A 14133-nucleotide genomic window follows, 5' to 3' on the forward strand; every position below is an offset into this window, starting at 1 on the left:
AGCGATAGTGATTGAAGTAAGATAGATACCATCTTTCTCCTTTATAGGGATACAATAGCTAATTTCTTTCCGATGATTCCCCATAAGAATTTTTGGATGCTTTTTAATTGCTCATATATCCAGTTACTCCCAGTTCTTTGAGCACCAATGACTAAAAAATTAAGCAACTTTATTGCTTTTCCTTTTTTAAGATTGAATTTCACGAAAAACTCTCTTTTATTTCTCATAAAGTTTATAAAATGGGATTACTCTGTCAAGGGTTCTATTCAAAGTTTTTGAATCTAAGAAAGCTATTTATTATAGGCTATAGGCCTTCTTAAATTTAAAGAGATTCTCCTAAAATGAGATTTTAGGCAATTCTTAAGGAAGACATTGCCCACTTCCCAAAGAAAAGGGGTTGACTTTTTTGAAAATGGTGTTATAATTTAAAAAATCGTGCTACGAAATGTAGGTGTGAAAGGAGGCTTTATGTTTAATGAAAAGTTAAAATTCTTTTTACTAGTTTTTGTTTCTGTGGCCGGATTTGGAGCTCGACCTCTTTCTGTAGATGACGCGAAAGTTGTAGAAAAGGGTATCTATGAAGTAGAATTGGGGTATGATTTTTCAAATACTGGTAATGATATTGGAAACCGAAGTATAGGATTGTCGATTAAACACGGTATAACGGAAAGATTCGATTTTGGTATAGGTATCCCATATAATATAGAACCAGATGACGGTTTAAGTGATGTCGAGTTCGCAATGAAATTAGCGCTTTTCAACCGGAAGATTTTGGCCGGTTCTTTTGTTGTAGGTTATGTGCCGGGCGAATCGGGATATACGGCGGTTGGCATCCTGAGTGTCCAGGCGGGTCCGGTCGTAACGCACATAAATCTCGGATATACGGCATTACCTGAATTAAGAGAAGATGTTGCGGTGTATGGTGTGGCTGTGGAATACCCTCTTAGTGATAAAATCACATTGGTTTCAGAGTTGACCGGTGAACTGAAAAAAGGTCCTATTGAAGCCTTAATTGGGGGGAGTTTCTTGGCTTTTAATGTCTTGGCGATTGATTTAGGTATCGGTTGTGGTCTTACCGAAGAGAGTTCTGAGATTAAATTTACTTTAGGATTGACATATGGTTTTTAGGACAAGCATAAATAAATGGAAAGTTTTTTGAGTAAAAACGAAAAGTTTACCTTAAAAAGGAGGTAAAAATATGGCCTGTTTTGTTGTTCCTGTTGGAGAAGCGGTTATAACTACGGTTATCCAGAAAGTCGTGGAAAAAAAGGAGAAAAAAAACAGCAGAGGGAAAACAAAAGAAAGAGTGTTGAGTTGGAGCCAGCGGTTGAGATTCCTTAATGGACTTTTGTGGGGAGGGAGTTTGCTACTTGCGTTTGAACATATATGGCATGGTGAAGTAGTCCCCTGGCCACCTTTTTTGACTGCAATGAGGGATCCGGCAGATGTGGGCCCAATGTTTCACGAAATAGCTACGATTGGTGTCGGCATGGCTATATTTGTAACTTTTATCTGGGCGGTTGCAATGTTGACTGTCGAACTGAAGGCATCTATATCGGGATTAAATGTTGAATACAAAAGGGGAGGTTGAGAATTATGTGGCTAATAATTACTGCTTTTGCAGCGATAGTAAGCACATTAACATGGTATTTGAAAGATCCGAAGAACGAATACAAGCTAGGATCTTTGTCTATCATTTTCTGGGGGGCTACGCTAATGTGGTTTGTTGACCTTGTGATGACGTACATATCTGAAGGAGGAGAGTTTCTTGAAGTTAATTTGGATGCGACGCTCCTTGGGATTTCTGTAGTTGTTATTACCCTTTTGGGTTGGGAAGTTTCAGTATTAATAAGTGATCCTAAGGGAATTATAAGAAAAAGATAATTAAATAAAAAGGAAATTATAAGAAGAAAAAAGGAATAAAATTTTATTAATGGTGGAATCTTGACTTTTTTTAATTAGATAATACTTTCCATTCCTTATGTTTTATTTAAAAAAATTCAGGGTAATTTCGCTTGCTATCCTTGCCAATCTTTTATGGTCTACAGCTTTTGTGGGAGTAAAGATTGGACTTATATATTCGTCCCCCTTACTTTTTGCTGGGATGAGGTTTATCCTTGCAGGTTTATTTTTATTACCTTTTTGTGGAGGAGTTAGGAATTATTTTACTTCAATTTGTTATAATATAAAAACAATAATAATTTTAAGTTTTTTCCAGACTTTTTTGTTATATTCTTTATTTTTCTTTGGAATGACTTTGGTCAGGGGCTCAACAGGTGCAATTGTTAATGGATCTGCCCCTCTCTTAGCAGCGGTTGCGGCTCATATCTTTTTAAAGAATGATAAACTTTCTATAAATAAGACTATTTATATTTTAGGGGGTATTTTTGGAATTGTTTTATTGTCAATTGATAGACAGTTTATTGCCAAAGGGTCTATTAAAGAATTGATAGGTATATTGATTCTTTTAGTAGCTACTTTTGCAAGTTCTATTGGTAATGTAATTGTAGCTATAGATAATAGTGAAATTGAGCCAATCCCCTTAAATTCTGCTCAAATGGGGCTTGGAGGAATTATGTTGCTCTTTCTTTCTCTTTTAGTTGAGGGTTCTCCAAAAGTGGTATTTGATAAACAGTTTATTTTTGCCTTGATTTGGCTTTCTTTTATTTCTGCAGCAGGATTTTCTATCTGGTTTTATTTATTAAAAAAAGAAAAAGTTAAGGTTTCCGAATTGAATATGTGGAAGTTTATAGTCCCAGGTAGTGGTGCCCTAATTAGTTGGATGTTTTTAAAAGATGATTCCCCAACCCCATTATCTATTATGGGTATGGTAATAGTTGCAACCTCAGTATTGTTATTTAATTTAAGAAAAATAACCCCATAATATTATAAAAATTCTGGGGAGTTACTCTAATTTCTTTTTTATTTATGTGAGAAATAAAATTCCTTTTAGGGGCTTGACAAAAAAGTGGATTTTTATTAATTTTTTATACTTTATTGATTTATAAATTAAACAGAAAACGTCTATGCGGTAAGACGAAGGAGGTAAGGTGGCTGTTAAAATAAGATTAAGAGTAATGGGCAAAAAGAAGCAGCGATTTTATAGGATTGTTGCAATTGAATCCAAAAATCCGAGAGATGGAGAGTACTTGGACCAAATAGGCTGGTATAATCCTCATACCAAGGAACTTAAGATAGATGAAGAAAAGATTAAAAAATGGCAAGAGAATGGTGCGATTTTAACTAATTCTGTAAAAGTTTTATTAAAGAGATGGAAATCAACAAAAACTGAGGAGGTGAGCGATGTTGAAAGATCTGATAACTTACATAGCGAAGTCTCTGGTGGATCAGCCTGAAAGTGTAGAGGTAGAGGAAATCGCTGGAGAAAGGACAGTGATGTATGAGCTTAAAGTGAGCAAGAAGGACATCGGAAAGATAATTGGAAAAGGAGGAAAGACTGCCAAAGCTATTAGGACTATTGTTACTGCAGCTTCGATGAAAAGTGGTAAAAGAGCGGTTCTTGAGATTTTAGAACCCTCTCCGGAATAAGAATTTTTCATCTTGCACTTGCATTAGATGAATATTAACATTTTTAGCATCTTCCCTTCTCTATTCCATCCTTTTTTAGAAGTTGGAATAGTTAGAAGGGCAAAGGAAAAAGGAATTGTTTCTTTTAATATAATAAACATAAGGGACTTTGCTTCTGATTCATATGGAACTGTGGATGATTATCCTTATGGAGGTGGACCAGGAATGATTATGAAGGTAGAGCCTATCGTTAGGGCATTGGAAAGTGTGGAAGAAAAGAAAAGAGGAATAGTTTATCTTCTTTCTCCGCGGGGAGAAAAATTCAACCAGCAAATGGCAAGGAATTTAGCGGAGAAGGAAGCATTAAGTTTAGTTTGTGGTCGGTATAAAGGTGTGGATGAAAGAGTTAGAGATTTTGTTGATGGAGAAATCTCAATAGGAGATTATATTTTAAGTGGTGGAGAAGTAGCAGCCATGGTAATTGTTGAAGCTATTGTTAGACTTCTCCCTGGTGTTGTGGGAAATATTGAATCTGTTAATACAGACTCTTTTGAAAAAAATATTTTGGATGCACCTTATTATACCAGACCCCAAGATTTCAGAGGCAAGAAAGTTCCAGATGTTTTGCTTTCTGGGGATCACAAGAGAATTGCTAAGTGGAGGGAAGAAGAAGCAATAAGATTGACAAAGAAATATAGAATGGATATTATGAGTAAAACGAGCTTGAAAGGAGATAAAAGTGGATGAGTTAAAGATAATAGAGCAAAAAAATTCTCTAGAGAAGGGCGTTAATTTTGGGCCAGGGGATCTTGTAAGAGTTAACATTTTGGTCAAAAGAGGAGAAAAAGAAAGAGTTCAGCATTTTGAGGGAACTGTTATTAAAATAAGAGGCTCAGGGAATGGAAAAACTTTTACTGTGAGGAAGGTAAGTCAAGGAATAGGAGTGGAGAAAATATTCCCCTTGAATTCCCCTATTATAAAATCAATAGAAGTTCTTAAAAAAGGTAGGGTAAGAAGAGCCAAACTTTATTATCTTAGAGAGAGAGAAGGGAAAAAAGCAAAAATAAAAGAAAAGAAATGATTTTTAGTGATGAGAGTTTAATTCCTCCTGATGCTACTCTTATTTGTGGAGTAGATGAGGTAGGAAGAGGCTCTCTCGCTGGACCTGTTGTTTCGGCTGCTGTTGTTTTTGAAAGAGGTTTTTATATTTCTGGAATTAACGATTCAAAGAAACTTTCTCCTCAAAAAAGGCTTGAGCTTTTCCCGAAGATTTTAAAGCATTCTGTATCTGTAGGAGTAGGTTATGTAGATTCTTTCTTAATTGATACCTGGGGTATAGATTATGCTGTTATTCTTTCGATGTACAGGGCAATAGCTTCTCTTTCCGTTATGCCAGATTGGGTGCTTGTGGATGGATTCCCAATACCAGAATTACCCATCCCTCAGGTGGCGGTAAAAGGTGGAGATGCTTCTACCCATGCAATAGGCGCGGCATCCATTTTGGCGAAGGTTCTGAGAGATAGAGTGATGGAATTTTTTGACATTATTTTCCCTTTCTATGAATTTAGTAAGAATAAAGGTTATGGGACTTCTTCTCATATAAAAAAAATAATAGACTATGGACCTTCAGAAATACATCGGAGAAGTTTCTCCCCAATAAAAGATTTAGTTAATGAATTACAGAGATAAGGGAGAAGAGATAGCAGCAAGATATCTTAAAAATAAGGGTTATAAGATTCTTGCAAGCAATTTTATTGGGAAAGGATTTGAAATAGACCTTGTTGTTAAGAAAAAGAATACAATAGCTTTTGTAGAGGTGAAGAGAAGAAAATCTTCTTGCTTTATGCATCCTTTAGAAGCAATTGGGAGGAAGAAAAAAGAGCATTTAATAAAAGGCGCTAAGTTTTTCCTTTCTCTTAATGACCTTTATGATAAATGTGATACAAGATTTGATCTTCTTGTGATAATTGAAGATAAAAAGGATATTGAATATTATGAGGATGCTTTCAGGATTAATTCTGATTTTTGAGATTTTGTTTTTAAGTCTTGGATGCGCGAAGATAGCTCCTCCTATTCCCTTAAAAATGGGGGAAGAGGTAGTTTTGGAGAGGACTTATATCCCTCTTCCTTTTGGGGTAATTACAAAAAATCAAGATTCTGTTGGAGTTTATAAATACGATGAAGCGAGTTGGCTTAAATTAAAATTTAAAGAAGAAATTGATACTATAAACACAACAGGAATTAAGATTCTTGATTTTAATGGTGAGGAGGTTCCTTTTTCTCAAGAGTGGGTAATGTTTGAAGACAGCAGTTATTTAATTCTAAAGCCTAAAGAAAGACTTAGTTATAACGCTATTTATGTGCTTAAAATAATAGGAAGTGAGGTTTTTAATATTAAAGGAGAATATATTGATGTAGACAAAGATGGAATAAAAGGAGAACCTCTTGATGATAATTTCGCTTTTCCTTTTCTTACAGTTAAAAAAGATAATTCTAAAGGAGAATGGCCTTCTTTGGAAGACAAAATTTCTCCTTCTATCTCTTCAAGATTATTCTTTTTTGCAGAAGGAGCACCCTCTTCTATTGGATGGAAAGATGTTGAATTGGCTCTTTATATTTACGATTACACATGGTTGAAAGAAAGGACTCTGATATTAAGTGTGGTGGACTCTAATACCATAAAAAAAGATAAGTTTAAAATTGTTGAAGAGAATGGAGAGGAAATCCCTTTAAAGGAAATCTATTATATAGTAGACCCTTTTTCTCCTTTCTTTGGAGCAGTTTTTATTAAACCATATTTTCTCAAAGCTGGGAAAACCTATGAAGTTATGGTTTTTGGAGATATTTCGGATCTATCGGGGAATAAAATTGGAGAAAAGGGGTCTGTTGTTTTTAAGAAGAAATTCAAGGCATCAAATTGTAACTATAAAAAGACGGAATGTGAGAAAGACACAATCCCTCCTATAGTCCTAAGTTGGAAAGATCTGGGGTACGGTTTTGAAGTGGTGTTTTCCGAAATTATTGATTCTTTGAGTATAACTAAGAATTCTATTTATCTTGAAGATGATGAAGGTAATTTATTTTTTAGAAATGAATGCGGCAATACATTTGTTAGATTTCTAAGCTTAAAGAGGAAAGATATTTCTGGTAAAATCGGGTTTGTTACAGAAGAGATTAAGGATTTAAGTGGTAATAAGTTAAAAGAGAGGTTAAGCCATTACTTTGGAAGATAAATTAGTCAAATTAGCAATAGAAGCGAAGGAGAAAGCATATGCTCCTTATTCAAAGTTTAAAGTTGGAGCAGCTATTTTGGCTTCCGGGAGGTTTTTTATAGGATTTAATATAGAGAATGCTTCATACTCTCTTACTGTTTGTGCAGAAAGAGTGGCGGGGATAAATGGTATTATAAATGGAGTAAGGAAATTTGAGAAGATAGCTATTGCTTCTAGTGGATTAAATTTCTCTTATCCCTGTGGAGCTTGTTTACAATTCCTTGGGGAATTTGCTGAAGATATGGAGGTTTTTTTAATAAATGGAGAAGCAAAGATAAAGAAGTTTACCCTTTCTCAGCTTTTCCCTTATAGATTCTCTTTGTAGTCTTTTATTTTGTCCCATTTTGTTAAAGAGTCTTTAAATATTTTACAGCCTTTAATCCCATCTATAAGCATTCCTCCTTCTTCGTAAAATGGAACTCCCACGATATTTCCATCTATGAACTCAAAATTCACATCTTCTTCTTTAAAGAAAGATTTTGTCTGCATTTGGATAGAAAAGAACATAACTTTTGCCAATTCTTTTGCATCTTCTAATGAATATTCGGCTCCCACCATATCTTTTGGAGAATCGGGGATTATCTCTGGTTGGGTAATAGTAAAATGAAGTTCGGGTTGATCAGAAAGAAGGTATTTGTTTGTAACACCATAGGCTGGAACAAAGAAGGTAATTTTTTTTTGAGCTTTTTCCTTGTTGAATAAATCTATAAGAGATTTGGCAAATTTTTCGTTTGATAGGATTTCAGATGGTAGCTGGTTTATTTTTATATTAAATTTCTTCTCTATATAAATATTTGTTGGAATCCGCCACATTGGAAGATAATATATTTTTTTATTCCTAACCTCCCTTTCTGGTTTTGCAAAAAGCACATCTATTTTTCTAATTTTATTATAAACAACTTCAAATCCATTTCCGCAAAAAGAACAGAAGTGAACAAGATCCTCTTCTCCACTTTCAATATTCTCCCCGCATTCTGGACACTTAAGTGGGATAAGTTCTAACTCACTTTCTCCCATACTGAAGTCTCCATATAAAGAAAATCAAAAATAAGCCAGCTATAATTCCTAACCCTTTTCCAAAGAAATAAGAAAGGAAGGAAATTGTTAAACCTCCAATAGCTATAAATGCATATAATTTATTTATTCCTATATAGACTTTATCACTTACTATTTTCATTTTTCTTTCCTGTTCCTTAAGAAGGGGAGCGCCATTAGTAGCGTCTAAAGAAAAAGTATAAAATTCTTCTCCCACTTTAATTCTTGAAAAGAAGATTGGATTATAATATGTGAGGGCTTTTTTCTTTATAATTTTTAAGTAATACTCCAATTCATCAAAATCTTTGTAATCTCTTATTATTGTCTCAATGAAAATTTTTGTAGCTTTTTCTATGTATTCCTCTATAGAAAGGGGTAAATCAAATACACTCCCATATTGACGAATTATCCTGTCTTCATAAATTTGAAACTTTTTCCCCTCCAAATTTATCCTTTGTATTCCATATCGATAAAACCCCAAAGGATCTAAGTTAACCTCCAAGAATCGTCTTATTCTTTTCTCAACACTTTCTTCCCCTAATATCTTTGAAGTAGAGATATTTTCGAGATTGTTAAATTTTGTTTCTAATGGATTATAATGTTGTTGGGCAACTTTTCTCTTTTTGAACCCTTTAATCCAGCCAATTACCTCCCCATTAACTCTTATGAGTGGAAGGAAGATTAGATCCAAATCTATAATTTCTATATTTTCTTTAAATGAATCTCTTATAATTTTCTCAGGATTTTTTATGATTGGTTTTGCGAAGAACCTTGGGAAACCGATTTTCTTTGTTAGCAAAAAACGAGTTTTACAGAAAGAGCATTTTGTATTAGTAACTCCTTCTTGCACATCAAGTTCAGCCCCACAATTTGGGCAGGTAAAAGCAATTAAGATCTTGATTTTTCTATGAGTTTTCTCTTCTATCATAATACCAAAGGATAAGAGTTAGAAGAAGCCCAAAGATTATTTTTAAAATTAAAGAGGGCAAGAAAAGAGAAATAAATACAACTATGATCGAACTTCCAATGGCAAAAGGATATTGATTTCTGGGTTTTTCTTCTATCTCTTCAAAGAAGTTAGTAAAGATCTCTCCTTTTACAGCATCAATATAATAAATATTAAGAGCTTCTTCTGCTTTAAAAAAAGGATAATATATAATCTCTATAGACTCAATCTCCTTTATTTCTTTTTCTTTTAATATTGCTTCAGAAGGTTTTTGAGGAGGAGGAAGATCAAAATCAAGAGGTATTATATCTCCTCTGGGGACAAAATGTTCTAATCCTATTAATTTTATATCTTCTCCAGGTAAGAATTTTACTCCCTCTTTAGTAAGAATCCTATAAAAAGGAAGATAAGTTAATTTAAGATTTAAGTCTTTTTTTATTTTATTCTTTAGTAAAATTTTTGCCGGTGTTGGATCCAAGATAGGTTTTATTAACTTTCTTAGAATTATTTTTTCTCTTTCGTAGTATAAATAAGTTCCACAATAAGGACAACTTACGAGCCCTGCGTGTTTTTCTAATTTTAAAACTCCATCACATTGAGGGCATTTAAATTCCATTTATTAATTATTGTTTCGCTCCACATTGAGGACAGAATTTTGCATTTTTTGGAATTTCTTTTTTGCATTTTGAGCATAAAATTTTTCCTACCTTTTCTCCGCAATTTGGACAAAATTTTGCTCCTTGAGGTAAAGAGTAACCACATCTTTCACAGTTTGCGAGAGAGCCTTTCTTTTCTTCAATAGTTTTTTGCATTATTTCTGGGATCATAGCTCCCATTCCGATCCCAGCTCCTACACCTACACCTGCGCCTGCTGTGCCCCCCTCTGCGGAAGCTGCATCTCGAAGGGCTTTTGCTGTTTGGAATTGAGTAAACTTATCGATGTCTCCAACAACTCCCATGCCTGTTCGTTCATCAATCATTTTTTGAACCTCAGGAGGAGGCGTAATGGATCTTATGTAGAAGTCGACTAACTCCATCCCATATTTTTCAAAGTCTTCAGATATTCTATCTTTTGCACCATAAGAGAGCTCATCGTAGTCTTTTGGAAGATCGAATATTGTAGAATAACTTTCTCCAAGGAAATCGGTTAATCTTGAAACAATTACATTTTTGAAAAAATCTTCTATTTCGCTTCTCTCCTTTATATTTTCCGTTCCAACAATTTTATTTACAAAAAGTCGTGGATTAGAAACTCTATATGAATAAACTCCATTTGCTCTTATTCTTATTACATCAAGTTCTCTATCTCTAAAGGGAATTGGTTCATGAGTTCCCCATTTTGCGTTAGTAAAAACTTTGTTGTTTACAAAATATACCTCTGTCCTAAAAGGGCTTTTCCCATCAAAAGCTGCACCAATCACTTCTTTTAAGAGAGGAATGTTAGCTGTTGTTAAAGTATATCTTCCAGGACCAAAAGTATCAAGAGCTTTTCCATCTCTAAAGAAAACGGCTGATTGACTCTCTCTTACAATTAATTGGCTACCGATAGAGGTCTCAGCGGAACCTTCTTGGGGAACACGATGGACAATTTCATTCCCTTCGTTGTCTAAAAATTCAATAACCTCAAAAAATAAAGCCATTTTATCCCTCCTTTAGGATTTCTACTTAAAAATTACATAGAAAAACAGGAAACTTTAAATTTTAAACTTTTGAGAGAGCTCAAAAATTCCAAAGGGGGCTTTCCAATAATGCCCTTTTAGAGATTGAATTATTCCTATAATGGCTATTACAAACAATATCAAATCTCCTATATATCCAATTACATTTATAAAAGGAATAAAAGATAGGATTACAAGTCCAATCCATAATAGAAGGATTACTAGTCCTTGTTTCGCATGATGCTTGCAGAAGGTGTTTTCAGGATAAGCCAATAGAGGGATTAGAAGAAAAATCCCCAAGTAAGATAACCAAGCTAAATTCTTTCCTTCTTCTATATCTTTCTTTCTGGCTTTTGCTTTTGGTTCTTCTTTCTTTTTTTTGGTCATTTTTCCTCCTTTTTAGTTTTTTTCTCCCTCAGCTATAGGGAGTATGGTTTCTGTTTTATAAGTTGACTCTTTTAAAAACTCTAACAGATTTTCTATATTGTTTTTAATTTCATTTAATCTAAACTTGAAGAGGAAAAAAACGTTAATAAAAATAAATATATAAAGGATAACGCCTTTTAAAGTTTTAACAATTTCAATGGGTTTCTTTTTAATAGAGATTTTCTCTTTCTTCTTTATGGGTTCCCCAACAGATTCAACCTTCTCTATTATTCCAATTTCAGAAAGCCTGTAAGCTGAATTATAAGTTCTAAACTTTCCTACACCTGATATTTCTACCAGCTCCTTTAAAGAAATCCCTTCTTCAGGAATTTTTGATAGAACGGTTTTTTCATCTTCTTTGAGTTCAATGTCAATCTCTGGTTTATCGAGTTTTCTAAGGATTACGTTTTCATCAGGTAAGGCTTTTATAATTAGAGGCCATTCATCTATCCTTCGCATTCCCTCCATAACCAGGTTATTAGGTTCTATTTCTATAGAGAAAGGAGAATTTTCGTATAATTTTTTACCTGCCTCAAAAGTATATTTTCCAGTATTCCAAGTTAAAACTTCACAAGTTGTTTCTTGAATTTTAAAAGCTATTATATTTTCAATGTCTTTCTTGGATAGATCTCCAGATTTTTCAATTACTTCTAAGATAGAAATTCCTAACTCTGTAGCCCTTTCAGAATACTCTTTGAATGTATTTGGAGGAATTAACCCTGTTCTTTTAATATATTCGCTTATAGAATGAAAAAGTTGCTCCCCTTTATGAATAGCATCTGTAATTTTTCCTTTCTTAAATCCAAAGTGAACTTCTTCTTTACCAGATTTGAGTTTTAAAACTCCGTCAGCTTCATGTAAGGATAAAAATTGTAAGATCTCTGGGACAGAAAATTCCTGAATACTACCTTCCATTTCCATAAGGCCTTAACCTCCAACTTGATAATATTACCAAAGAATAGGTCAAAAATAGGGAAATTTTTAGAATATTGTTTCCTATTGAAGTTTTGTATTGAAGAGCTTCCTCCGGCTGGTAGAGAATTGAGTAGATATATATAGAAAAAAACAAACCCATAATTGCTCCAATTATTATTCCTTCAATATTTTTATTTTTGTAAAAATGTGCACTTCCGGGAATAACCAAATTCATCAGGATGTTGGTTGCTTTGTCAATATTTGTTGCTCTCTTCGATATTCTTGTTTTTACTCTTTCCCTTATACTTTTAGAACTCGTTGTGGAGAGTTTTTTTGCACATAAAACACAAACATTATCCTTGCTATCCTTCATAATAAAACTTTTGCAAATTGAGCAATAATTTTCTTTATATTTCTTAAAAACTCCTACAAGGAAAAGAGCCACTCCTATAATTGTTATAAAATATAATTTGTTATCAATTAATTTTATAATTATTCCTCGAGGTAAAAACACGTATTCATAAAGCCATCTATCTGGGGGATATTTAAATGGGGGCTTATTATTTCTTAAAGAGGTTCCCGAAATCTTTATTCCACTTTTATTTATATATTCTGTGGCTTTGTCAAGTTCAAGTTTGTCAAGAAGAATCTTGATTATTACAATATTTGCTATTTCACTTTTAGGATGATGGGTTAGAATGCTTTCGCACAACTTAATGGCAGAGGAAGTGTCTCCTATTGTATAATGAACGGAGCAGAGATTTTCTAAGTAACTTATGTCTTTTTTTAATTTATAACCTTCCTCTAATAGAGAAATAGCTTTTGAGAAATCCCCTTTTTTCGCAGATTCTATCCCTTTCACCAAATACCCATAAGGAGTCACAGGGTCTTGTAGGAATGAGCTATTAGGGATATATCTGGCTTTAAGTTCTCTATAAACAGGTCCTGTAGGTTTATAATTATTACTGATTAAATAAGAATAGGAAAAAAGGAAGGAAAGACAGATTAAGATTAAACCTGCTTTAATTAGATTAGATTTACTCATTTTAAAAAGAGAAAATACTACTAAAATAAGAAGAATATATCGCAAAGGAAGCCATACAAATAAAGCCAAGAATATAGCTATAGTCCATAATCCACTTATGTTAAATTTTATTTGAAACCACTTCATAATATAACTAAGAGAGTAAACAAAACTTGCCACAAAAATTGCTATTAAAAGCCATAAAAACCAAACAACAAAGAAAAATATTAAGCTTTTGATTAAGAAGATCTTATTATGAAGGAATTTGAAGGTTAAAAAATATTTTTGTAGGAAATCCAGCATCTTACCTATTTTTGGATAATGCAATTTTGCAAGTGCTAAAGGAATCTTCCTGTTTGAGGGGTCCAATTCTGAAGCGAAAATTAGTTCTCTTTCGCCTTTTTCTATTTCTCCTTTTTTTAAGTCTGTAATACCTAATTTAAAATATTTTTTTGCAAGAGAAGGGTTCAAGTAGTCACTGTTATCTTTTATAATATTTATAAGTTTTTCTTCTACAGATTTGCTTTTTTCAAATAGCCCTCTTGAGAGTAAAATAGAATCAATTTTGTAAAGTTGATTAGTAGAAGAAATTGTTGAAAGAGAATCTTCATAAGAAGAAAAGGGTTCTTTTAAAATGTTAATGGTATCTTGAACTCCTAAAAGAATAAAAAGGATCATTCTATTTGAATCTTTCTAAACTCTATTAAAAGGTTTTTATTTTCTGTTTTTGCCTCTACCTTTCCTGGAGAAAGAATTCCTTTTTCTGTAAGAAAATCCGAATAATTGATTGAAATTTTACCATTTTTATTTAACACAACTTTTATTGGTTTTAAATCTTGCGAAACGAAAACTTCTAAGTCGCCTTCCGCTAAAATCCATCCCTTTTCTAAAGGGATTACCTCAGGGTTTGAAGAAATCGGAATATCCCACATTAAAAATCTCGGTAAGGAAAGCTCAGGGTTTTCTTCTAAAAGAGAAAAGATTTCTTCTTTTACCTCACGGTTCTCTTTGTCTTTCATAGAGATAGAATCAGAAGAGAAATAGAAAGAGCCAATGACCATTCCGAATGATCCTAACAATTCTCCTTTTAAAGTTTTGCTTTCTACATCATATTCAAAAGAAAAATAGGAGGAGAAACGATTGTTTGACTCCGAAACAATCATTTCTCCTGTTCCCATTTTCCTTTTTACTTTGTCTTGCCATTTATATATGTTTTCTAAAAGGGATTCCCCCTCCTTTTGGTTTTTAACAACTTGTCTTGCACAATTTAAAAATGATATTATTATAAGAAAAAAGATAAAATTTTTCATTTTCTAAAGAAATTATATT

Annotated in this window: 21 protein-coding genes; 12 read left to right on the forward strand and 9 right to left on the reverse strand. The window is 33.1% G+C overall.

What is annotated here, in order from left to right; all coding sequences use genetic code 11:
* Positions 1–41: 41 nt before the first annotated feature.
* Positions 42–227 (reverse strand): hypothetical protein, encoded by a 186-nt coding sequence (locus ABIN61_02375; GenBank protein ID MEO0293051.1) that lies wholly within the window; start codon positions 225–227, stop codon positions 42–44.
* Between the two features lie 241 nt (positions 228–468).
* Between ABIN61_02375 and ABIN61_02380 the strand changes: the two genes are divergently transcribed.
* The 12 genes from ABIN61_02380 to cdd all read left to right on the forward strand — a co-directional run bounded on the left by ABIN61_02380 (position 469) and on the right by cdd (position 7125).
* The gene (locus tag ABIN61_02380; protein MEO0293052.1) at positions 469–1128 is read left to right on the forward strand and encodes a hypothetical protein; all 660 of its coding nucleotides are present in this window, start codon (positions 469–471) and stop codon (positions 1126–1128) included.
* Positions 1129–1198: 70 nt separating this feature from the next.
* Complete coding sequence (locus ABIN61_02385; protein ID MEO0293053.1) at positions 1199–1591, forward strand: hypothetical protein; 393 nt, start codon at positions 1199–1201, stop codon at positions 1589–1591.
* A 5-nt stretch (positions 1592–1596) separates the two neighbouring features.
* Complete coding sequence (locus ABIN61_02390) at positions 1597–1884, forward strand: hypothetical protein (protein MEO0293054.1); 288 nt, start codon at positions 1597–1599, stop codon at positions 1882–1884.
* 97 nt (positions 1885–1981) lie between these two features.
* Entirely contained in the window at positions 1982–2884 is a 903-nt protein-coding gene (locus ABIN61_02395) for a DMT family transporter (protein ID MEO0293055.1), read from the forward strand.
* 166 nt (positions 2885–3050) lie between these two features.
* Positions 3051–3356, forward strand: coding sequence for a 30S ribosomal protein S16 (gene rpsP / locus ABIN61_02400; GenBank protein ID MEO0293056.1), 306 nt, complete (start codon positions 3051–3053; stop codon positions 3354–3356).
* On the forward strand, positions 3304–3549 hold the full coding sequence (locus ABIN61_02405; protein MEO0293057.1) for a KH domain-containing protein: 246 nt from the start codon (positions 3304–3306) through the stop codon (positions 3547–3549). The genes rpsP and ABIN61_02405 overlap by 53 nt, the downstream gene beginning before the upstream one ends.
* A 27-nt stretch (positions 3550–3576) precedes the next feature.
* Positions 3577–4275 carry a tRNA (guanosine(37)-N1)-methyltransferase TrmD gene (trmD, locus tag ABIN61_02410; protein MEO0293058.1) on the forward strand — a complete coding sequence of 233 codons (699 nt, stop codon included), beginning with the start codon at positions 3577–3579 and terminating at the stop codon, positions 4273–4275.
* 7 nt (positions 4276–4282) lie between these two features.
* Entirely contained in the window at positions 4283–4609 is a 327-nt protein-coding gene (rplS, locus tag ABIN61_02415) for a 50S ribosomal protein L19 (GenBank protein ID MEO0293059.1), read from the forward strand.
* Positions 4606–5217 (forward strand): ribonuclease HII, encoded by a 612-nt coding sequence (locus ABIN61_02420; protein ID MEO0293060.1) that lies wholly within the window; start codon positions 4606–4608, stop codon positions 5215–5217. Before rplS ends, ABIN61_02420 begins: the two co-directional genes overlap by 4 nt.
* On the forward strand, positions 5201–5557 hold the full coding sequence (locus tag ABIN61_02425; protein MEO0293061.1) for a YraN family protein: 357 nt from the start codon (positions 5201–5203) through the stop codon (positions 5555–5557). Before ABIN61_02420 ends, ABIN61_02425 begins: the two co-directional genes overlap by 17 nt.
* Positions 5523–6761, forward strand: coding sequence for a hypothetical protein (locus tag ABIN61_02430; GenBank protein ID MEO0293062.1), 1239 nt, complete (start codon positions 5523–5525; stop codon positions 6759–6761). Before ABIN61_02425 ends, ABIN61_02430 begins: the two co-directional genes overlap by 35 nt.
* Positions 6751–7125 (forward strand): cytidine deaminase, encoded by a 375-nt coding sequence (cdd, locus tag ABIN61_02435; protein ID MEO0293063.1) that lies wholly within the window; start codon positions 6751–6753, stop codon positions 7123–7125. Before ABIN61_02430 ends, cdd begins: the two co-directional genes overlap by 11 nt.
* On the opposite strand, the gene ABIN61_02440 is transcribed toward cdd, so the two are convergent.
* The 8 genes from ABIN61_02440 to ABIN61_02475 are packed head-to-tail and all read right to left on the reverse strand — an operon-like array spanning position 7107 to position 14114.
* Positions 7107–7817 carry a hypothetical protein gene (locus tag ABIN61_02440; GenBank protein ID MEO0293064.1) on the reverse strand — a complete coding sequence of 237 codons (711 nt, stop codon included), beginning with the start codon at positions 7815–7817 and terminating at the stop codon, positions 7107–7109. The genes cdd and ABIN61_02440 overlap by 19 nt on opposite strands.
* Positions 7804–8763 (reverse strand): hypothetical protein, encoded by a 960-nt coding sequence (locus ABIN61_02445; protein ID MEO0293065.1) that lies wholly within the window; start codon positions 8761–8763, stop codon positions 7804–7806. The genes ABIN61_02440 and ABIN61_02445 overlap by 14 nt, the downstream gene beginning before the upstream one ends.
* A complete protein-coding gene (locus ABIN61_02450) occupies positions 8741–9397 on the reverse strand; it encodes a hypothetical protein (protein MEO0293066.1) in 657 nt (218 codons plus the stop codon). Before ABIN61_02450 ends, ABIN61_02445 begins: the two co-directional genes overlap by 23 nt.
* A gap of 7 nt (positions 9398–9404) precedes the next feature.
* Entirely contained in the window at positions 9405–10421 is a 1017-nt protein-coding gene (locus tag ABIN61_02455; GenBank protein ID MEO0293067.1) for an SPFH domain-containing protein, read from the reverse strand.
* Between the two features lie 54 nt (positions 10422–10475).
* Positions 10476–10826 carry a hypothetical protein gene (locus tag ABIN61_02460; GenBank protein MEO0293068.1) on the reverse strand — a complete coding sequence of 117 codons (351 nt, stop codon included), beginning with the start codon at positions 10824–10826 and terminating at the stop codon, positions 10476–10478.
* 12 nt (positions 10827–10838) lie between these two features.
* Positions 10839–11786 carry a DUF4388 domain-containing protein gene (locus tag ABIN61_02465; protein MEO0293069.1) on the reverse strand — a complete coding sequence of 316 codons (948 nt, stop codon included), beginning with the start codon at positions 11784–11786 and terminating at the stop codon, positions 10839–10841.
* A complete protein-coding gene (locus tag ABIN61_02470; GenBank protein MEO0293070.1) occupies positions 11770–13482 on the reverse strand; it encodes a hypothetical protein in 1713 nt (570 codons plus the stop codon). The genes ABIN61_02465 and ABIN61_02470 overlap by 17 nt, the downstream gene beginning before the upstream one ends.
* On the reverse strand, positions 13479–14114 hold the full coding sequence (locus tag ABIN61_02475; GenBank protein MEO0293071.1) for a hypothetical protein: 636 nt from the start codon (positions 14112–14114) through the stop codon (positions 13479–13481). The genes ABIN61_02470 and ABIN61_02475 overlap by 4 nt, the downstream gene beginning before the upstream one ends.
* Positions 14115–14133 lie beyond the last annotated feature (19 nt).

Source organism: candidate division WOR-3 bacterium, from assembly GCA_039804165.1.
Classification (GTDB): domain Bacteria; phylum Hydrothermota; class UBA3072; order UBA3072; family UBA3072; genus JAFGHJ01.